Source organism: Brevibacillus parabrevis (assembly GCF_003710905.1).
Lineage (GTDB): Bacteria > Bacillota > Bacilli > Brevibacillales > Brevibacillaceae > Brevibacillus > Brevibacillus parabrevis.
Map to the genome: position 1 here is coordinate 59,672 of NZ_RHHV01000016.1, position 21,318 is coordinate 80,989.

17 protein-coding genes are annotated in these 21,318 nt (G+C 51.9%); 2 read left to right on the top strand and 15 right to left on the bottom strand.

What is annotated here, in order from left to right:
• Positions 1 to 115: 115 nt before the first annotated feature.
• Positions 116 to 1,810 carry a PucR family transcriptional regulator gene (locus EDM60_RS22395; RefSeq protein WP_122965953.1) on the top strand — a complete coding sequence of 565 codons (1,695 nt, stop codon included), beginning with the start codon at positions 116 to 118 and terminating at the stop codon, positions 1,808 to 1,810.
• A gap of 139 nt (positions 1,811 to 1,949) precedes the next feature.
• Here the strand turns inward: EDM60_RS22395 and EDM60_RS22400 are convergent, their stop codons facing one another.
• From EDM60_RS22400 to EDM60_RS22420, 5 genes are all read right to left on the bottom strand, one after another.
• The gene (locus EDM60_RS22400) at positions 1,950 to 2,555 is read right to left on the bottom strand and encodes a stalk domain-containing protein (RefSeq protein WP_122965954.1); all 606 of its coding nucleotides are present in this window, start codon (positions 2,553 to 2,555) and stop codon (positions 1,950 to 1,952) included.
• Positions 2,556 to 2,622: 67 nt separating this feature from the next.
• Positions 2,623 to 3,252, bottom strand: a complete 630-nt coding sequence (locus tag EDM60_RS22405) for a hypothetical protein (protein WP_122965955.1) — start codon at positions 3,250 to 3,252, stop codon at positions 2,623 to 2,625.
• Between the two features lie 18 nt (positions 3,253 to 3,270).
• On the bottom strand, positions 3,271 to 3,879 hold the full coding sequence (locus EDM60_RS22410) for a zinc metalloprotease (RefSeq protein ID WP_122965956.1): 609 nt from the start codon (positions 3,877 to 3,879) through the stop codon (positions 3,271 to 3,273).
• 262 nt (positions 3,880 to 4,141) lie between these two features.
• Entirely contained in the window at positions 4,142 to 4,699 is a 558-nt protein-coding gene (locus tag EDM60_RS22415) for a nitroreductase family protein (RefSeq protein ID WP_122965957.1), read from the bottom strand.
• Positions 4,700 to 4,813: 114 nt separating this feature from the next.
• Positions 4,814 to 5,071, bottom strand: a complete 258-nt coding sequence (locus EDM60_RS22420) for a hypothetical protein (RefSeq protein ID WP_122965958.1) — start codon at positions 5,069 to 5,071, stop codon at positions 4,814 to 4,816.
• 213 nt (positions 5,072 to 5,284) lie between these two features.
• On the opposite strand from EDM60_RS22420, the gene EDM60_RS22425 reads away from it, so the two are divergent.
• Positions 5,285 to 6,223, top strand: coding sequence for an alpha/beta hydrolase (locus EDM60_RS22425; RefSeq protein ID WP_167470364.1), 939 nt, complete (start codon positions 5,285 to 5,287; stop codon positions 6,221 to 6,223).
• A 126-nt stretch (positions 6,224 to 6,349) separates the two neighbouring features.
• On the opposite strand, the gene EDM60_RS22430 is transcribed toward EDM60_RS22425, so the two are convergent.
• The 10 genes from EDM60_RS22430 to EDM60_RS22475 all read right to left on the bottom strand — a co-directional run bounded on the left by EDM60_RS22430 (position 6,350) and on the right by EDM60_RS22475 (position 21,316).
• The gene (locus tag EDM60_RS22430; protein WP_122965960.1) at positions 6,350 to 7,090 is read right to left on the bottom strand and encodes a GntR family transcriptional regulator; all 741 of its coding nucleotides are present in this window, start codon (positions 7,088 to 7,090) and stop codon (positions 6,350 to 6,352) included.
• A 187-nt stretch (positions 7,091 to 7,277) separates the two neighbouring features.
• Positions 7,278 to 8,015, bottom strand: a complete 738-nt coding sequence (locus EDM60_RS22435; RefSeq protein WP_122965998.1) for a PIG-L deacetylase family protein — start codon at positions 8,013 to 8,015, stop codon at positions 7,278 to 7,280.
• Positions 8,016 to 8,025: 10 nt separating this feature from the next.
• Positions 8,026 to 9,036: an N-acetylglucosamine kinase gene (locus tag EDM60_RS22440; protein ID WP_122965961.1), complete on the bottom strand. Its 1,011-nt coding sequence runs from the start codon at positions 9,034 to 9,036 to the stop codon at positions 8,026 to 8,028.
• Positions 9,036 to 10,544, bottom strand: a complete 1,509-nt coding sequence (gene argH / locus EDM60_RS22445; RefSeq protein WP_122965962.1) for an argininosuccinate lyase — start codon at positions 10,542 to 10,544, stop codon at positions 9,036 to 9,038. Before argH ends, EDM60_RS22440 begins: the two co-directional genes overlap by 1 nt.
• Before the next feature lie 219 nt (positions 10,545 to 10,763).
• The gene (locus EDM60_RS22450; RefSeq protein ID WP_122965963.1) at positions 10,764 to 13,295 is read right to left on the bottom strand and encodes an NEW3 domain-containing protein; all 2,532 of its coding nucleotides are present in this window, start codon (positions 13,293 to 13,295) and stop codon (positions 10,764 to 10,766) included.
• 134 nt (positions 13,296 to 13,429) lie between these two features.
• Entirely contained in the window at positions 13,430 to 15,967 is a 2,538-nt protein-coding gene (locus tag EDM60_RS22455) for an NEW3 domain-containing protein (RefSeq protein ID WP_122965964.1), read from the bottom strand.
• A 91-nt stretch (positions 15,968 to 16,058) separates the two neighbouring features.
• Positions 16,059 to 17,786: an ABC transporter permease gene (locus EDM60_RS22460; RefSeq protein ID WP_063227864.1), complete on the bottom strand. Its 1,728-nt coding sequence runs from the start codon at positions 17,784 to 17,786 to the stop codon at positions 16,059 to 16,061.
• Between the two features lie 14 nt (positions 17,787 to 17,800).
• Positions 17,801 to 18,877, bottom strand: coding sequence for an ABC transporter ATP-binding protein (locus EDM60_RS22465; protein ID WP_122965965.1), 1,077 nt, complete (start codon positions 18,875 to 18,877; stop codon positions 17,801 to 17,803).
• Between the two features lie 107 nt (positions 18,878 to 18,984).
• Entirely contained in the window at positions 18,985 to 20,115 is a 1,131-nt protein-coding gene (locus EDM60_RS22470; RefSeq protein ID WP_122965966.1) for an extracellular solute-binding protein, read from the bottom strand.
• Between the two features lie 22 nt (positions 20,116 to 20,137).
• Positions 20,138 to 21,316 carry an ROK family protein gene (locus tag EDM60_RS22475; RefSeq protein ID WP_122965967.1) on the bottom strand — a complete coding sequence of 393 codons (1,179 nt, stop codon included), beginning with the start codon at positions 21,314 to 21,316 and terminating at the stop codon, positions 20,138 to 20,140.
• Positions 21,317 to 21,318: the final 2 nt, after the last annotated feature.

Here is a 21,318-nt window from a genome sequence, read left to right on the forward strand (position 1 = left end):
TTATTTTAGACAGGGGGCATGAAAACGTCATTGTGTATCGAAACTAAAAAAACGCGAAGGTCATTGTGCACATTGCATAAATAGCTTCTGTCCCGACACGAAGGAGTGATCCCGGATGTTGACCATAAAAGATTTGCTCCAGATCAAATCCATCGAAGGCATCAAGATCATTGCCGGAGAACAAGGCATCGACAATGTCATATCCATCGTCAACATCATAGAGAACCCTGATGCCTTCGACTGGCTGTCTTCCAACGAGCTTTTGCTGTCTACCGGGTACATTTTCAAGGACAATCCCGAACTGCAAAACAAAATCATCAAGGAACTGGCAGAAATCAACTGCTCGGGGCTGTGCATCAAAATGCAGCGTTACTTTGATCAAATCCCGCAAAACATGATCGACCTCGCCAACCAATACGGCCTGCCGCTTTTGGCGCTGCCTTTTGAATACACGCTGTCCAAAGTAATCGCCATCATCAACGAAAAAGCATCGGGACGTTACGATTTGCTGAACCGCAAGACGCTGGACATGCACAACGCGCTGTTTCGGATCGCGCTGGAAGGCGGCGGCCTGGACCGCATCTCCTCCGAGCTGTCCGAGACGATCAACAATCCGGTTCTGTTCCTGGATCGGGACTGGCATCTGCTGCAAGCGACAGAAGTCGCCGAGAATCCGATACCGCTCGCCTCCTGCCTGACGCTGAACAAGAACAGGCCCGTTTTTACCCGAGAGTTTACCGATTCTGTCCCGAAAAATATCAGCCAGATCAAAAAATCGATCAAGCGGATTTACCACGCGAAAAACCAGGACGTCAAATGCCGAATCTTGCCTGTCGCCGTCGCCAACTACATATATGGCTACATCGTTGTCTGGCAAACGGTTCGCGAGCTGAATGAATTTGACTACATCGTGCTGGAGCAAGCTTCTACCATCGTAGCGCTGGAGCGGATCAAGGCGCGGGAAATCGAGGAAGTGAAGCTGAAGATCAGGCAGGACTTTTTCGACGATCTTTTGACGGGCAAAATCACCTCGGCTGAATCGATCCAGACATTGTGCGATCTGCACGGACTCAATTCGGCTTACACGTACTTCTGCATGGTCATCAACATCGAGCCTGTCGAGCTGGAAGAGATGGCCGATATGGTCGATCGCAAATACGAGCTGGACCGGATCGCCAAAAAATGCGTGGATCTGGTCTACGACTACTCAAGCAAAGCGCCTGGAGAGGTCACTTGCTTTTACCGCAACAACCGGATCATCATTTTGCTCGGGCAGCATGAGCATCGCCCGCTGATTTCCGTCAGCGAAGCCAAGCAGTTTGCTGGCGAGCTGTACAGCGCTCTTGCGGAGAAAATCAAGAAGACCTTGTTTTTCATCGGCATCGGCCGATCCTACAAGACGATTGCTTCCTTGCACAAAAGCTTTTCCGAAGCGCACGAAGCGATCCGGCTCATGCAGCGCTTCAACAGCAAAGGCGATGTCTCGCATTTTGAAGACTACTCGGTCTATCATTTTCTCGATTCCAACATCAAGGACAGCGAGTTGGAGGACTTTTTCCTCAAGCGGCTCGGCAAGCTGTACGAGCACGATCAACAGTTCGGCACGAGCTTCATGGTGACGCTGGACCAATACTTTTTGCATAACCAAAATGTCAGCGAAGCGGCAAAAGCGATGTTCATCCATCGCAACACGTTTATTTACCGGATTGAAAAGATTAAGGAACTGCTGAACATGGATTTGAAAAATTCGGAGGAGCTGTTGCAAATTCAGCTTGCTTTGAAAATCGGGAAGCTGCTGCATAAAGACTGAAAAAGCTCTCTGCTCACACAAGAAACAGCAGCAAAAGAAACAGGCGAACAGAAACGGGAAAAAGCTATCTCCCAGGTCAGATTACCTGTAGGAGATAGCCCTATCGCTTGTCGCTTACGGATTAAGCGCTCTTGAGTAGTTAACTTTTCTTATCTTTTAGCTTTGCTATTGCTGCGTCTACTTTTTTATGCAAATTTAATTCTGTGTTAAAAGGCACATAAAAGATCAAGGCATTATCAACCTCATAAATAAACGGAACGATCATATCTGTCCTCTCTCTTATTACTTCAAATTCCAACCGCCCTCTTACTCGCTCTTCATAAGATTCATAAACGTATATATGAAGATGCTCCATCTCACCAATTTGATAACTCTCCGGTGTTTTTTTATTCAATGGAAAGTACGATAGTTTTGCAGGATTTAACGGTAACCCGTTGTCTTTAAATGCCTGTTTAATTTCCTCTGAACTAAGCAACCTTGTAATCTTTGCTTTCATTACTTCTACATTTTGCTTTTCGGGATTCCATTTCGTTGTGTAGCCTAAACTTTCAGCGAGTGGCCTCAATGGAACATAAGTTGTCCCTTTATAATTTAATGCTTGCTTTGCAAGAGGAAGCTTTTGACCGTCAACTATTACATCCTTAATATTAAAGCTGACAGCAATTTGATGTAGAGGTTCAGCAAAAACACTTATGGAAGTAAATAGCACACCTCCGACAATAAAGCCTGATAAAAATTTTCTCATATGGTATTTCACCTCTTTACGATAATCAAAATACGTTGGAGTACATAGCCAACGGATTATTTTTTATTTATTCCCAATTATACTTCTGAACTACTTTATCTTTTAATTTTTGAAAATGATTCAAATTATCCCCAATAATTTCTTCATTTGCTACATCATCATATGTTGCATCTTCAAAATCTGTTATAAACGTACGATTTTTAACATTATCGTTAATTGAGTGATCGTACTTTCCTTGATACATTCCGACAATTTGGTAGGAGTTTTCTTTTGGAGTATCTCGTAAGAACAACGTGTACTCTCCTTCTTCATTCATTAAATTATAACCTTCAACCGTAACAAACTCATTTTTCTCGCTATCTATTGCAGCTGGCTCGAAGACCAGCACATTGTCCTCTTTCTCAAGATCGCCTTTGATAACTTTAATAATCTTAACTTTTGATTTCGAAAAAGGTACAAAATCGGTGACAGAATCTCCGAGAATCGTTTCTCTTTCTCCGGTAAATTTGGCATTTACAATTATTGGGGATTGATTCTCTAATTCTTCAATATCTTCATAAACTTTATAATCGGCATGGTAAGAAAATATTTTCATTCCTTCCGTTTTCGCCATAAGCGTACCAGATGTGTAATTAATGCCAACAATTGCTGCAGCCATTGCAATTATTCCAATAGTTAGTTTAGTCCTTTTATTCATTTTATTATATCCTCCTCATTAATACTTCCATTGAAGGTTCGATATATCTAATTGCTGAAGGTCAGGATAGCTGATTTGTCCTGAAACCATGACTGATTTTACACCATCATACTGATGCTCCATTGCAAAGGCATGACCAATTTCATGAATAGTAGTTTTATTGCGCTCATCCGAAGTAAATTTGTGCTGTTTCATCATATAATCATTCAACCAAATTTTTGCATAAGCCCATGTTTCATAATTAGATGCGCGCTCATAGCTAGTAGTTTTGGGATCAATTTTAAACGGGATCATAATCCCGAATGCATCTCTTGCATACTCACTAGAATTTTTTTCATCTATCACTATGCTTAACATTTCACCATCACCACTTGATAATTTCCTAAATCCAATATTTGCATCACTAATTGAATCAAATTCATTTATAGCATCATCGACATATCTAGAGTACCCAAGTCTATCTACAGCGTTACTAGTTGAATATGTTAATTTTGAATACTTATTATTGAGAAATCCACCTCCTGGCCAAAAAGCGTCAGCATTTGTTTTTCCTTGAAATCCAGATACTGGAATCGAAAAGACACTTGCCACAAAAAGAAAGGCAACTAGCGATGTCATTTTCCTCATAAAAACATACACCCCATTTTTTGTAAAATTTTACTTTTAATATAACCAAGTATATTCACTTTCTGCAACTACTGTATATTTACAAAATTCGACATTACTATTTGTATAAATACAAGTTTCTATCGTCATTTCGATATTCTTCACCATTATTTCGTTGTACTTTCTTAATAAGGTAAAAACTGAGATTGGCCCCTTTTCAAAGCCTAAATAAAAAACCTCAAAAGCTGCTTTACAGGCAACTTTTCAGGTTTTTAAACTATCGTTACAGCCAAGTCGTCTTCTCTTCCGCAGCCACACGGTTTGTCACAGGCGCATCCGCTTCCGGGTAGCCGATGAACAGCGTGCCTACAACCTTTTTGTTTTCCGGCGAGCCGAGAAATTCCAGCAAGCGCTCGTCGCGCACCAAGCCGATTCCTCTCGTGCGCCAAACCATGCCAAGTCCAAGCTCCTTCGCCGCGAGCCACATGGAGTGAATCGCGCAGCATACAGCGTATTCGTTGTCTTCCGATGAAGCCTCGTCGCCCGGAATTACATCCGATGTGACGACGATGACCAGCGGTGTTTTTTCCAAAACAGCCAAAGAGTCCTGGACGAGATTCGGCTTGGTCGGAAAACGCTCCAGCAAAAACGCCTTGGCGATTTCCTCAAACCGTTGCTTTGCCTCTCCTCTGATAACGTAAAAATGCCACGGCTGGCGCAAACGGTCATTCGGGGCCAAAACGGCGCAATCGAGCAGCGCCTGGATTTTCTCTGTTTCGACTTCTTTCGGAATATAGTTGCGGACGGCTCTTCTCTCTTTCAATGTTTCGACTACGGACACGACTGTTACCTCCTCGCTTTCTTTCCATTCATAAATTTCCCATTTCATTATATCGAATGGCAAATCGGTTCGTATAGAGCGGCCGGAAGATTACGCTCCGAACCCCGTTTTTTTTCATTTAGAATGAATCGCCATATGCGCCGTGTGCTCGTCTTCTTTTTTCACGTAAATATCGTACTGGGTACGATCCTCGCGCGGAAACATCCCTGCGCTGTCTGCTCCCAAGTGACTCCGACCATATGAGTACGAACGAGTCCGAAACTTCACCCCGTGGGCGGACAACTTGTGGACGATTTGCAAATATCGCTCGTGACCGAACGCCGTATAAACTAGGCACTTGTATTTGGAAAAGAGCGTGAGAAAAAAGTTCATGAACGCACCTCCCTCCCTTTCATCTGGCACATGCCAAACAATGGCTGAATCAAAATTAATAATTGACAGAAAATTATCCACTCGTTACTATGAATTATACAACTAACCATACAACTATACGTGTATTAGTCTTCTTGTTGTATGAACTTTGGAAAAGGAGGTTGCGATGCACAAGCCGTCAACACGTCAAAACGTCAAATCCAAGGAGGACTTATGAACAAGCCAAAATATGTCTCTGCCAACATCCTACTCGCTCTCATTCTGCTTTTTGCGGGCTTCCAGCAAAGTACATTCGCCCAGGACAAGATTTCTGCAAACCAAACAGCTGCGATTACAGCAACAGAAAGTCCCGTCTCCATCGCCAACAAGTCGTACGTCGTTCCCGGAATTTTGACAGTGCCTTCCACAGCAACAAAAGAACATCCAGCTCCTGCTGTGCTGCTCTTGCATGGCACGGGCGGAAACAAAAACGAGCTGGGGGATATTTACAAAAAACTGGCAGCCAAGCTGGCCGCAAACGGGTACGCATCTTTGCGCATCGATTTTGTCGGCGGTGGCGACAGCAAGGTCCCTTATGTCTACAACAACTTTGACGATTCCGTGCTCGATGCCAATCAAGCTATCGCTTTTCTCGCAAACAACCCGCTGGTCGACAAAACAAGAATCGGCGTTCTCGGCTGGAGTCAAGGTGGCCGGATTGCGCAAGTAGTGGCAGCGAGAAACGAATCGGTCAAAGCGCTCGTGACGTGGGCATCTGCTTCTTCCAACGGCGCGACAGACTTCGAAGATATGTTCAAGTATGAGGAGCAGGCAATAAAAAATGGCTACTACGATTTCGTATTGCCATGGGGCAGCAAGCTTCGCCTTGGCAAGCAGTGGTTTGTGGCGATGAAAAATTCAAAAGCAATGGAAGAAATCAAACAGTACACAGGCCCGCTGTTAGCCATTCACGGCTCTTTGGATGTCATTGTGGCTCCTGCCAAGTCACGCGAATTGCTGAAAAACGCAGGCAGCAACGATGCGACTTTGCGCATTTTGGACAAGGCAGATCACGGATTTCTCCTTGTCAAAGGCGACAGCCTCAATCCTGACCAGTCCACACCGGAAGAACTGCTCAAAATAACGGTCGATTGGCTTGCCGAAAAATTATAGCAACCTCTCTCTAACGATAGCGAAAATCCCATCAGCGCACCTTCTGATGGGATTTCTGTCATATGCCGCAAGTATAGGGCAGACAGGCAGGCGAAACACATTCGCTGGCTGCTGTTTACCGCTTTCCTAATACGTGCAGATCGTTAGCTGCGCGTCCTCTTCCGGAACAAAAAATTTATTGTGCATCAGGATGTTCCCCGTCTTATCGTAAATCACTTCCAGAATCAAGACGAACCAATTGTTTTGGGAAGGCATTTTATGCGTTTTAATGAGGTCGTTGCCTTTGACAAACTTGATTTCGAGCTTCGTGCTGTGCGCGTATTCATAGATTTGCTCGTCTACAAACGCCGCGAGCTGCGCTTCTTCGGCGTAGTTGATTGAGTATGCCTCAAAAGTGTCGTAGGGAATCATCGTGAATCCGTAAGCTCTCGCCCGTTTTTCATGTTCATAGAGCCGATCAACGCCCATAACCCAAGGGACGATTTTTCCAAGCGTATTGATCACATAATCATTCGGCACATCGATCCGATAGCTGATCGTTGCCAGCTCAATCTCGTACTGTGAGCACTTATAAACGGGATTCGTCTTTTTTTCCAACCCGGCATGGTTCACGTTAGGTGTCTTGCTGACATAGCTGCCTGAGCCGTGACGCATGACGATAAATCCGTCTTCCTGGAGCAGTAAAAGCGCCTGCCGCAAAGTCATCCGGCTGATCCCGAGCATCTGGGACAAGTCTGTCTCGGATGGAAGTTTGCTATTTTCGGGATACAGACCGCTCTGGATCATGTGCAAAATTTCGTTGTACGCCTTAATATATCTCAGAACTTTGCTATCGTTTTGCCCTTTTTTCGGATTTGTGATAAACACTCACCTCTTCTCTTCCCCTTCCTCTCATTATATGCCCGCCGGAAGCGGTCTATCAAACAGACGATGTATGCACCGTGGCAGACATGGTTGAAAAAAGCGGCTGCTCTCCGCGCAAAAACGCCGGATCGCAGCCGCCACGCCAAATAACAGGCATATTTTCATTGCTACTGAACGGGCCAAAGACACCCTACAACTCCATCACCGGAATCCCTTTCGGCGCTCGCAGCGGCTCAATCGGCTTGCCCGCCGATCGCACCAGCGTGTAGTATTCATAGCAGCCAATCACGGTAAAGTCGCCATCAATGACGCCCGGATAAGCGCGGTTGACGGAATACACCTGGCTCTGGTGGGCGCGCAGCGCTTCGCCTTTTTGTGTCCGGTAGTCTGTGATGTCTACCTTGCCTGTAATCGGAACCGCAGGCTGCGGGCCACTGTCCGGGCAATGGTCGTAGTAATGCGGGATCGACACGTAGTACAAATCCGGATATTCATCCGCCGCAAGCTGCGCTTCTGCTTGCTCGACCGCAAGCGTGGTCGCTTTGCAGGTGACGATATGATCGGGGTGTCCGGTCACGCCGTCTGGCGGAAACGTGATGACGACATCCGGCTTCCACTCCACGATCGCCTCGCGTATTTTGGCTGTCAGCTCAGCCAGATCGGCATGCTGCAAAGATCCGTCCGCATAGCGGAACAAATCCAGCCGCTTGATGCCGAGCACTTCCGCGGCTTTTGTCAGCTCCTGCTCCCTGTGGCGAGCCAGCTTTTCCCGGCAATCGATCTCAAATGGTCCGGATCGCCCTTTGCAACCAGATGTGATGCACAAGTAGCAAGTCTCTTTGCCCTCTGCCTTGCATTTGGCCAGGGTGCCGCCGCAAGCGAAGGACTCGTCATCCGGGTGGGGGAATACTACCATCAGTTTTTTCATCTCGGGCACCTCACTTGCCGCCTGACTGCCGCTCCAAATACGCCAGTCCTTTTGCTATGACACCGTAGATCGGGTCGTTTTGCGCCTTCTCGATGACCACCTGGGCAGCATACTGCTGGACACGCTCGACGACGATTGTTCGCACCCGATCGTCGTTTTGCAAGACGCCGCCCTGCATGATCATTTGAAACGGTTTTTCCTTCATATCCAGAGCGTCGATCACGGCACGAACGGCCGCAAACAGCTCTTCTCCGGCAACTTGCAAAATCCGGGTCGCTACCTGATCGCCCGCCAGTGCGGCCTGGCTGACCAGCGGAGACAGCTCCCCAACTTTTTCCACGGAATAAAAGTCGCTGTACGTCCAGTTGAACAGTTCATCGACACGCTCCAGTCCGGCATGCGGAAGCAGCAAATTTTGCAAAAGCGTCGGCTCGCCGCGACCGTCTGCCGCCCGCAGGACAGCCATGATCGCCTGCTTGCCGATCCAGTATCCGCTCCCCTCGTCACCGACCCGATGGCCCCAGCCTCCAGAACGCGCTGTTTCTTGCGCGTCGTTTACTCCGAAGGCGATGGAGCCGGTCCCGGCGATGACGAGAATGCCCGGCTTGCCGCCCGTCGCTCCGAGCAAGGCGGCAAACCCGTCGTTTTCCACGATCAAATGCTGGACGCGGATGCCAAGCTGATACAGCACCTTGCTCACCATCCGCGAGATCACCCGCCGATCATGCTCTGTATCCAGACCTGCAATCCCGATCACGGCGCATTCGATTTCCCATTCCAGCTCGCCCGCTGCCTGTTCCAGGCCAAGCTCTTTCCCTGCTCCACGGCTGACCGCATCGGCCATCGCTTGCCGAATGGCTGCGATCAATTCGCGGGCGGCCGCTTCCTCGCCGATTCCTTGATAGTTGCAAGAGCCGGAACGGCCTTGGCCGACTTCTCTTGCGGCTCGGTCCACGAGCACCGCCAAGCATTTGGTGCCCCCTCCGTCCACTGCCAGAAGAGGTATCCGCACCACTGCCATTACCCCACGCTCCATTCAGCTATCATCTGATCCAGCCTGTTCATGCCAACTGCAATGGCTTGTTGTTTCTTTGCGACCCACGCACTTTCCTGCCCGAGAACAGCTCGGCGCTCGGTGATCATCCGGTTGATTTCTTGCGGATTCGGTCCGCCTGGCAGCTTGCGGATCATGACAAAATGCACAGGATCAAGCGCCAAGCGCAGCTCTTCTTCCGTGATCGACAATTCGCGGCCGATCACTTCGACTGCGGCGCGATTGACCAGCTCCAGACTGATCTGGTTAGCCGCCAGCTCGGCGCTCATCGCTTCTTTTACGACCCGGCTTACGATGTGGTGCGATTTGCGGAACGAGAGGCGATCCGTGCGCACCAGCGTATCGGCAAGCTCTGTTACCGTAGCGAAGCTCGCTTTTGCCCGCTCCAGCAAGACGTCCTTGTTAACATCCATCGTCCCGACGACGCAAGCCATCAGGCGGTACATCTGCTCCAGCACAGCCATGCTCTTCCAAGCGTAAGGCTGCATGTCATCTTCTGTATCGACAATATCACCAAACGGCGTATTGTGCATCATCGTCAAAACAGTCGTGGCATTTCCAGCGCTGCTGGACAAAAGCGAGCGCATGTGTTCGAACGATACCGGATTGCGCTTTTGCGGCATGATCGAGCTGATCTGAACGTAGGGACTGGCGACTTTCAGGGCGCCAAATTCCTGCGTGCACCACAACAGCATATCTTGTACCGTGCGCCCCAAATCGATCGCTGCCAGTTGTACGGCAGTCGCTACCTCGCCCAAATAGTCGGCACCGCAGACGGCGTCGTATGAATTTTCCACCAGTTCGTCAAATCCGAGCAATTCGCGCATCCGCTCCCGGCTGATGCCAAAACCGGATGTAGTCAGAGCTGCTGCTCCCATCGGGGAACGGTTGCACGTCTGATACGCTTGGATGAGTCGCTTGATGTCGCGGCTCAAAAGATCAGCTGCTGCCATCATGTAATGGGCCATCGTCGTTGGCTGCGCCTGCTGGGTATGCGTATAGCCGATCATGACTGTCTCGGCGTGCTCTTGCGCAAAGAGGAGCAATTGCTCTTTCAGATAGAGGGCAGATGCGATCGTCACCAGCAACTTTTCGCGCAGCACCATGCGATAGATGGTGATTCCCATGTCATTGCGGCTGCGTGCCAAGTGCAAATTGCCTGCAACATCTGGCGCTAATTCCAGCAAACGGCTCTCTACCTGAAAGAACAAATCTTCAAACTGCCCGGTGTAAGTAGCGCGGCGCAGCTCTTCCATCTCGATCCCGCAAAGGGCGCGGGCAATCTCTTTGGCTTCGCCGTCCGTAATCAATTCCTGTTCGCGCAGCATGATCAAATGCGCTTTGTTGATTGCCATCATCGGCTTTAGCAGGTGGTGCTTCGCCTCATTAAATGCCGGCTCCAGCACAGCCTCTACGTATGTCTTTCCCGGGAAACTGGCTCCCTCCTGCGAAAATATGCGTTCCCTGTAGTCCATCCTACTCGCATCTCCTTTTTACGCCGAATCGTCAGCTACACATGTTTCAGCGATGGTTTCGTGATTGTTTGCTTCGTTTGTTTTCGTCCAGGCGTTGGCAGAGTCAAAATAACTCCCGGGACAAAGGAGGCGACCCAAACGAACAAGATCGCCTCGCTTCGCTCCCAGGCAAAACGTGAGCCGTCGCGTCGGGCAAGCCCTGCGACCGGTCCGGCTTTTCTACTGCTTCAAGCTGACCATGTTGACAAACATTCTGATCGCGCCAGGCACGAGCGCCGGAATTTCCCGGTACCAGACCAGCGAGCTGTACGTGTACGTTCCTTTGCCATACTTGGCGGAGAGGAATGTACCTGTGAACTCTTTTTCACCCGGATCGCCATTGGAAATCAGTGTGGTATACTCTTTGCCCCACTCTGCCGGATTGTAGGCGGAGCGGTCCTGAATCCAGTTGTTCCAGTCTTCCTCGGTAATTTTGTTCGGTGCGTTGAACAGAGGGTGATCCGGTGCGAGCATGGTCACTTTCGAATCTTCATCGGTGACGCGCCATTGGATCAGCGGCGTGCCGATTTTGATCGGATAAGGAGCCAGCTCGCTCTTCCAGTTATCCTCCGGTTTGTGGTATTGCACGACGAGATTGCCGCCGTTCTCCACGTATTTCAGCAGACGGGCATTGCTTTGGGTAAGCTCCGGCCGGAAACCGTAGGCGCGAATGCCGAGAACAATCGTGTCGTACTGGCCGAGATCGCCCGACTCGATGTCTTTTGCCGTCAAGTTGGTCACATTGACGCCAAGCTGGGTCAAATATTGATCGATGTTGTCAAAGCCGCTGGACACGTAGCCCACCTTCAAACCTTCCGGCACCTTCAGGTCAAACGCCTGGACAGCAAGACTTGCAGGCTGCACGAAATACGTTGTGCCGATGTGCGGATAGCGAATGACTTGCGCGCCATGGCGGCTTTCTTTTCCGTCACCGGACGCCACTGCCGTAATCGTGTACGGTGCAGGCTTGACGGAAGCCGACGCTTTCACCGTAAAGGCTACCGACTTCGTTTCTCCCTTGGCGGCAAAAGCAAGCGGCGCTGCTTTCGGTTCCACCGACCAGCCTTCCGGCACCTGCAAGGACACGTTTGTCTTCGCTGCACCCGGATTGTAGTTTTTCACAGTGACTTTGACAGGGATCGGTTCTTGCGACTTCAGCGTGTTCAACACCGTTGCGCTTGGAGCAAGCGACATCGAGAACGCCGGAAGCACCGCAACAGCATCTGCCGGCGTGACATGGCTGGTTGCTTTTGATCCGGCAAAACTGTAGCTGACGTCAGCCGTGATCGCCGGAGCAGCATACGGTTGGAACAGACTTGCATCAGACGGAACCGTTACTTCAAAAGTAGTCTTGACTGTCTGATTGTAGGACAGGGAAGAGAAGCTCGTCGTGGACAGGGCTTTGGCCTGCCAGCCTTTCGGAACGTTCAGCGCCAGATTCACGCCGCTCACCTTGGCTTGACCGCCGTTGTACGCGCTCACCGTGACCTTCGTGGTTTGGCCTGCGACCAGCTCGTTTGTTTCCGGTTTGACTTTTGTCACCAGAGACAGTGCCTCCGCGCTGGCTTTGTTCAACTGCGCTTGCTTCACATCCAGGCGATGGAGCAAATCGGTTTTGCTTGCTTCGGGAAGCGAAGACGATTGGACGTCTTTTTGCGCTTTCTGCACGTCAGCGAGCATCTCGTGCGCTTCCTTGGCTACAGCGGCAAAGCTCGGATAGGCGGCAACCACTTCTTCCGCATCCTTTTGCAGCTTCTTCAATTCGCTTGCTACTTTTTCGCCGCCAGACTGGCTTGCCGTTTCTTTGGCCAGGTCGTCAAAAGTGAAGGCGATGCCTTCAAAAAAGTCAGCTTCCTTGGCTTTCGTCTGGACGATCGACTGATCGAGCTTGTAGTAGCCAAAGCTCGGCCCTTCGTCATAGTGGCGGCCCATCCCTTGGCTTTTGTGCATGAAGCGGGATTCTTCTCCCAGTTGCACATACGAAGCGCCGTAAATCTCGTCATACGCTCCGACAGGAACACTGACGGAGTAATCTTTTTCCTGGGCAGGCAAATACAGCTTTTTCACCTGCCACGGGGACAGCCCTTCTTTCAACTGCTCGGGGAAAACGTTTGGATCAGCGGCATCCTTGAATGCCCGGACAGTAATGACATTAATAGCGCGATGATGGCCGTGAGTCGAAGGTTCGTTCAAAAATGCGGGAATCACTACATCCGGTCTGATTGTGCGGATTTTGCGGATCAGCCTTTCGTAGGCTATATCCTCGCCCCACTTCTGCAAAGTTTCGTCCGGACTTTTGGAAAAGCCGAAGTCGAAAATGGGGTCATCAATCTTCTGGCTGAGATTCTCCAGATGGATGTTCGTGATCTTGGAAGCCTCCTGCAATTCGCGGGTACGGATAATGCCCAGCGCGTTGCCCAGCTCGCTGCCAATCTCGTTTTGTCCTCCCTCGCCGCGATTGGCAATGACGCTGGACGTGTCTACCCCTCTGCCGAGCGACAAATAGGCGAGCATGGAACTGTGCTCGTCATCCGGATGGGCTCCGGTATTCATCGCGCTGGCAATCGTCGTGAGCGGCTTGATCGCTTTCCACAAATCGACGACTCCCCGATCGGCGTGCGCCGTTTGTGGCGCCAACGGGATGACCAGAGTCGTGGCAAGCGCGGCCGCGGCCGCAATGGTGTAAAGCTTGGCAAGTTTCCCCTTCCTCAATGAACTCTCCTCCATTCGCTTTTACGATTGATGTCTATATCAATCATGGCGCTATGTATGCGAGTGTTTCGTTGCTGCTGCCATGGATCGACCCACGTTAGATCAGAGCTTTTTCAAGTGAATGGTCTTGATCGTTACTGTTTCTGGCTGATCATGTTGACAAACAGGCGGAAGGCCCCGGGCACAAGCTGCGGAATCTCGCGGAACCAGGCGAGCGAGCTGTACGTGTACGTCCCTTTGCCATAACGGGCCGTCAGAAAAATTCCGCGAAACTCCGGCTCCCCCGGATCACTGGTGGCAATCAGCTCGGTATATTCGCTGCCCCAGCGTGAAGGGTTGTAGATCGAGCGCTCCTGCACCCAACCGTCCCAGTCTGCCTGGGTGATCGGGTTAGGCTCGGAAAACATCGGATGCTCGGGTGCGAGCATGCGCACGTCTGACTGCTCATTCGTGACGCGCCAGTCAATCAGCGACTCACCGATGAAGATCGGGTACGGCGCGAGCTGCGGCTTCCACTTGTCCTCCGGTTTGTGGTACTGAACGACGAGATTGCCGCCGTTTTCCACGTATTGCAGCAGACGCTGGTTGCACTCGATCAGCTCTCTGCGGAATCCGTATGCGCGGATGCCGAGCACGATCGTATCGTAGCGGGACAAATCGCCTGACTGGATCTCGTCTGCGTCGAGGTTGAGGCAATGCACGCCTACCGCGCGCAAATATTTGTCCAGGCTGTCAAAGCCGCTGGCGACGTAGCCGATTCGCCGATTTTCGGGAATCGCCAAATCGAATGCCTGAACGGTGAGCTTGGCAGGGCGGATGAAATACGTCCGTCCGACGTGCGGATACTCGATCACCTGCACATCCTGGCCGCTCTCTGCCACTCCATCGGCGCGGGTTACTTGCGCCTTGACCTCGTACTTCCCGTTTTCCACCTGCGGCCCTGTATGCACCGTGAAGGCAATCGTTCTCGTCTCTCCGCGAAAAGCAAACGGCACATCGATAAACGCAGGTTCCGCCGTCCAGCCTTCGGGCACAGCGAGGGACACTCTTGCTGTCGTGCTGCCCGGCCGATATTGCTTCACTGTTACTTTTACCGGGATGGGCTGCTCTGTATGCAGCGTGTTCCGCACAACGGCAGACGGCGTCAAGGTCAATGAATAAGGCGGCAGCACGGCGACGCTGTCATCCGGCACTACCCGGATGGTGCTTGCTATATCAAAGGCGAAGTACAATGCCTCGACTTCCAAAATCGGCGGCCGGTACGGGTGAAAAAAGGCAGCCGCAGCCGGGACGGACACTTCGTATACGGTGCAAACGGTCTGGTTGTAAGGAAGCCGCGGAAAAGTGGTCGGCGTAAGCGGCTTGGCTGTCCAGCCGGGCGGAACTCGCAGGCGCAGCTGCACATGTTCGACCTCGATTGCTCCGCCATTGTAGGCCGTCACCGTGACTGTCGTCGTCTGCCCGGGAACCCACTCGCCCGTCTCCGGCTTGATTTTGACCACAAGCGACAGCGCTTCGGCACTGGCGCGGTTGAGCTGCGCTTCCTTGATCCCCAGACGGAACAGCAAATCGGTCTTCGTCTCCTCGTCGAGCGAAGAGCCGGGCACCGCCAGCTGAACGGCATGCAGCAACGCCTTCATCCGGTGGACGCGGCTTGCCACCTCCGCAAAGCGCGGATACGCCGACAGCACTTCATTCGCCGCATCGTGCATCGTATCGAGGATGCGAGCCAGCTCGGATTCCCCTTTTTGGGCGACGCTTCGGGCCAGATCGGCAAACGTGAACGGCAATCCGGCAAAAAAGTCTCTCTCTTTTTCCGCCGCCGGAACGACGGACGCATCGAGACGATAGTAATTGTAGGTCGGGCCTTCATCGTAGTGGACACCCATCCCTTGGGTCTTGTGCATGAATCTCGATCGCTCGCCAAGCTGGACATAGGAGGAGCCGTAGTTTTGATCGTACTCCCCGACAGGAACAGCCACATGATAGTCTTCGTTGTCCATGACGGGCACATACAGCTTTTTCATCTGCCAGGGCAACAAGCCCTCCTGAATGTGAGCAGGAAACGTCTCAGGGTCTGCCGCACCGTGAAAAGCTCGCTGTGTCAGCAACGTAATCGCCCGATGGTGTCCGTGCGTAGTCGGCTCATTTTCAAAGCAGGCGATGACGACATCCGGGCGAAGCTCCCTGATTTTGCGGACAAGTCGCTCGTAGACGACTTCCTCGCCCCATTTGCGAAATGTTTCCTCCGCGCATTTGGAGAAGCCGAAGTCGTTGATCGGATCGTCCAGCTCTTCACTCAGGATGCCAAGCGTCACATTGCCGAGCGCAGACGCCTCTTCCAGCTCCCGCGTGCGAATGATGCCGAGCGCAATCCCTTGCTCGCAGCCGATTTCATTTTGGCCGCCCTCTCCCCTTGTCGCGATTACGCTGGACGTGTAAACGCCCCGTCCCATCGCCAGGTAGGCGAGCATCGCGCTATGTTCATCGTCGGGATGCGCTCCCGTATTCATCGCGCTGGCGATCGTCGCCAGTGGCTTGATCGCTTTCCACAAATCCAACAGCCCGTGTTCCCCCTGCATCGTCCGCGCAGAGGCGGGGATAGGTGGGCAGGGCAGCCTGGTCGGCTGCACCACCGAAGCACTTTTGTCTATCGATTCACTGCTTTCCACGTGAAGCTCCTCCTTTTGCCAATTCCCGTATGCTGCCGCAGGGCTTGCGCAAAAGCCGTTTTCCGAAGCGATCTAACCGATTGGTCGTCTGCTAGATGGCCGTTCCGGCTTTGTCCTTGGTCAGTTTGCTAGAGATGAACAACACGAGGATGATGACCACGATTTGCAAGACGCCATAGGCGCAAGCAGTTCCAAATTCAAAGCTGTACATGCGCTGGAATACCGCGACAGACAGCGGAGTCGTTCGCGGGGTAAAAATCAGGATGGAAGCGACGAACTCCCCGATACACTGTACAAACGCCAGCAACGTTCCGGCGAGAATCCCGCCAAGCGCCATCGGGAACACCACTCTCCTGAAGCTGTACCACCACGATGCGCCCAGATTGCGCGCGGCTTCCTCCACAGACGGGTCCATTTGCAGCAAGGTTGCCGATGTGGAACGGAAGACGAGCGGAAGGTGGCGCACAAAATACGCGAGCGGGATAATCCAGAATGTTCCGATCAGCACTTGCCCGAAGCTGAACGCCGTCGGCTCGCTGAACGCGGCAATCAGGTTAACCGCCACAACCGTACCAGGCAATGCCCAAGGCAGCATGATCAGCACGTCCAGAAGCGTTTTCCCGCGGAATTTGAGACGCACCATCGCATAGGCCGCCGCTACCCCGAACAGGACAATTCCGACAGAAGCAATCGCCGACAACTGCAAACTGTTCAAAATCGGACGCCATGTTTTGCTGTCCGTAAATAAGTCCATGTAATGATCCAAAGTGTATTGCGGAGGCAATATTTGCACCGTCCAGGTCCCATCCACCGAAAACGAGATGAGCACCAGCACGAGAATAGGCAGCATTAGAATGACCGTGCCGATAAACGACAGCACAATCGTTGTGTAACGGCCTGCTTTGCTCTTGATTTCCGTCCGGTGTACGCTCACGCCTTTGCTCAAGTTCTGATAATTGCGGGCGCCTTGATACCAGCGCATGATCAACAGAAACGCGATCGATACAATGGACAAAATCGTCGACTGCGCCGCCGCCATGTCGAGATCGCCATTCGTGCGGGACAAGTAAATTTGCATCGTCATCGTCCGGTCGATACCGAAGATGAGCGGTGCTGTGTACGACGCCATGGAAATCATGAAAACGAGCAGTGAGGAAGCGACCATCGCTGGCGTAAGCATCGGCAAAATGATGCGCCGCCAGACGGTAAAGCGGTTTGCCCCGAGGCTTGCTGCCGCTTCTTCCAAAGAAGGATCAAGCCCTTTGATCGCGGCTGTCGCCGTCATGAAAAAGTAGGTGTACATCGTAAACGTATGGACGACCACGACGCCCCAGATGCCTTTCAATGAAAACGGCACTTGGGCCAAGCCGAGCAACTCCTTGATCGCCCGCGGAAAAATTCCGCTCTCGCCGTACAGGAACGTAAACGACAGAACGCCGATCAACGGAGGCAAAGCCATCGGCACCAGAGCCAGTACAGAAAGAATTTTGCGGCCCGGAAACTCGTACCGTTCCAACAAAAAGGCCATCGCCACCCCGACGATGCCGCAGGTGATGACACTCAGTACAGAAATATAGACGCTGGTCCACAGCGCTTCCAGATTGGCCGTATGCTCCAGGCTGAAAAAGCGCGTGTAGTTTTTCCACGTAATTTGCTCATCGACGCTGATACTGGCGACGAACGTCTGGAATAACGGATAAATGACATAAGCCAACAAAATCAAAAAGAGTGGCGATACCAGCACATAGACGAAGGCGGGTGAAGCCGTGATGGACTTTCGTCTGGCCGATGTCGGCGCTTGCTGCAATTCTGCTCTCAAAAGCTTTTTCCCCCTTATCCGGCGAAATAGATGCTCTCCTTCGGTATGTGCAGTCCGATGGCGTCGCCGCGTTGCTTGATTGGACGGCCGAGGTTGATGGACATGCTGCGCAAGTTTTCCTGACCTACTTCCGTCACGTAGTTCACGCATGCGCCAGTGAACTCGGACATGACGACCTTGCCTGTGACGATATTCGTTCCTGCTCCTTCGCTCTGCTCCTGGACGGATTCAGGACGGATGGACATGGTCACCTGCTCGCCGACTGCCAGCTTGGCGCGAGGCGACGCATTTTTGGCAAAACCGCTGAGCACTTGTCCCGAGGAGATGCGCACTTGCACTTCATCCCGGTCGATGCCGACCACAGTCCCTTCCCACAAATTCGTCTCCCCGATAAACGAAGCGACGAAACGGTTCACCGGACGATGGTAAATCTCGTGCGGAGTACCGATCTGCTGCACTTCTCCGCCCTGCATGACCATGATTCTGTCCGACATGGACATCGCTTCAGCCTGGTCATGCGTCACGTATATCGTCGTAATCCCCAACTCCAGCTGAAGCCGTTTGATTTCAAAACGCGTCTCTTCTCTCAGCTTGGCGTCCAGATTGGACAGCGGCTCATCCAACAGCAGAATCTGCGGCTCGATGACCAGCGCCCGTGCCAGCGCCACCCGTTGCTGTTGCCCACCGGAAAGCTGGTCGATGCGCCGCTCGCCATAGCCTTCCAGTCGAACCAGCTTCATGATCCGCTCCACGCGCTCTTTCGTTTCTGCCTTGTTCACAGAACGCACCTGCAAGCCGAACGCGATATTTTCAAAAACGGTCATGTGCGGGAAAAGCGCATAGTTTTGGAACACCATGCCTGTATTGCGCTTGTGGGGCGGAACGGAGGTAACCTCCTGGGAACCGAAGCGGATTTGCCCTGCTGTCGGGTAATAAAAGCCGGCAATCATCCGCAAGGTAGTCGTTTTGCCGCAACCACTCGGACCGAGAAACGTAAAAAATTCACCTGATTCGATGTGAATGTGGACGTCTTCTACCCCTTTTGCATTGCCAAACTTTTTGTGGACGTGATCAAGTGTTACGCTGCTCATCAGGTTTTGTTTCCTCCTTCATGGCCATTCCTGGCTGCTTGGCCTAAGACGTTGGCATAAGCGACTAGACGGAAAGGAACGCTCCTTCCCGTCTAGTCTGTTGCGAGTTACTTCTTGCCTTTGCCCTTGATGTTTTCATCCCAGTGCTGCATCCATTCTTTCTCTTTGGCAGCCATGACAGCCCAGTCGAGTTCGAGTGGTTTCAGCTCCAGGTTTTTCATGAAGTCTGGCAATTCATCCTTGCTGATATCCGTGCGGGCCGGGAACTGGAAGCGCTCCTTCGCCAATTGGGAAGCAATCTCAGGACTCATCAAAAATTCCATAAAGTTTTTCGCTGCATCGAGGTTTTTCGCGCCTTTGACGAGAGCGATACCGTCTACGAGGATCGGCGCTCCGCTCTTTGGATAGATGAAGTCGTACGGATGGTTGTTCTTTTTGCTTTGGAGCAGAACATCTTGCAGGTTCCACAAGGAAATGACGCCCTCTTGACGGTCAAGCTTCAGGTAGAGGTTGGTCGGGTCTTGCGTGTACTCTTTCGTGTTGGCATCCAGCTTTGTCAGCCATTCGTAGCCTTTTTCCGGCGTATCTGCACCTTGGCGGAAAATCATCGCGGAGTAGATCGTCCGCATCGTGCCGGATGGCAAAACGTTGCGGATGACGATTTTGTCCTTGAATTTCGGATCGAGCAGCTCATCCCAGTCTTGCGGAGCTTCTTCCGGCTTGAGCGCCTGCGAGTTGTACATGATGACCTCTGGCAAAAGCATCTCGCCGTACCAGCGATCTTCCTTGTCTTTGTACAGGTCAGGAATCTTGTCGGCAAAAGTCGGCTTGTACGGCTCCAGCAATCCTTCGTCGGCCGCTGTGCTCAGAGCAGACTGTGTGCCGCCCCACCAGAAGTCAGCTTGCGGGTTCGCTTTTTCCGCGCGTACGCGCTCCAAAATTTGCTGAGCGCCCATTTCGAGCGTTTCCACTTCAATATTCGGATACTTTTCCTTGAACTTTGGCAGCACGATCTCAAAGATGTTTTTATCCCGTCCGGTGTAAATAACCAGCTTTTGCGGTTCACCGGATGGAGCCGGAGTTTGCGCAGCTGGCTGCGAGCCCGTTTGGCCGCCTGCGCCGTTGTCGGCAGGCTTTGCTTCCTGTCCTCCACCTGAGCACGCGGCCACAGTCAGAGCCAAGGAGCTGGCGAATACGCCTTTCATCCATGATTTCAGCTTGTGATTGACCTTTTTCAAAACTGACTCCCCCTCTTTTTTCTCACTCTTTGTCAAGCAGTCGTGTGAACGGAAACGCTTCCAATACACTGTGGACGGCACCAATCAAACCTGCTCGCTCCCCCAGAGCAGCCTTTTCGAGACAAGGCACCTCTGGCACCCACTCGGTCAGCCAATCGTGAATTTGCTTCACCCCTTCATCATCGACGTGGACCATCTCTCCGCTCAAAATCAGGATTTCCGGGTTCAAAATGCTGATGATATTCGCCATGCCGTAAGCCCAATGCCGATACACTTCCTGCAAAAGCGCTTTCGCTTCGCTGTTTTGTTTGGCACAAAGCATGAGCTGTTCTATGACACTCGACCCTTCCTGAAGGTCAGAGAGAAATCCCTTTGCCTGCTGCGCGATTCCCGGTATGGAAAAATTCGTCTCAAACACTCCGGACGCGCCATTCGGGCGGTTATGTACCGGACCGATCATCATGAAGCCGATCTCGCCTGCTGCTTCCCGACTCCCCCGGTAAAACTGTCCATCCAGGATGATCCCCGCACCAATGCCCGTTCCCACATACATGTAGACGACGTTGGAATGGCCAGTGCCTGCTCCGCGAACGTATTCGCCCAAAGTCATCATGTTTACATCGTTGTCGATGATGACGGGCAGCCCCAGTCGCGACTCGATGGTTTGCAATATCGGCGACCCCATCCAGCCCGTACTCGGCGAAAAGCTGACCGTACCGCTTCCCCGCTGCGTGACCCCTTGCAATCCCACTCCCATGCCAAGCAGTCGCTCGCGCGGAATCCCGCTCTCGGCAAGCAAGCGATCCAAACCTGCTGCCAAATCCTCGATGACGGTCTCCCCGTTCGCCGGCTGCGCCAGTCGCTTGCGATGACGGGCGAGAAACTCCCCCTTCATATCCGCAATCGCCATGTCCAGTATCGACCCTTCGAAGATCGCTCCAGCAATCGCATAAGCCTGGTAATTGTATTCCAAAAGAATCGGCTTGCGGCCGCCTTTGGAATCCCCCATGCCGACCTCTTGCAGCAATCCTTCCTGAATCATTTCATCGACCAAAGCGGAGACGCACGGACGGCTGAGCAGTGTCTGCTTGGAAATATCGGCGCGGGAAATCTGACCGTGTTGGATGACCTGTTGCAAAACTTCTTCCTTGTTCAGTTTCTTTACGAGTTTACTGTTGCCTGTTTTTCTGGGAGCTCGCACGC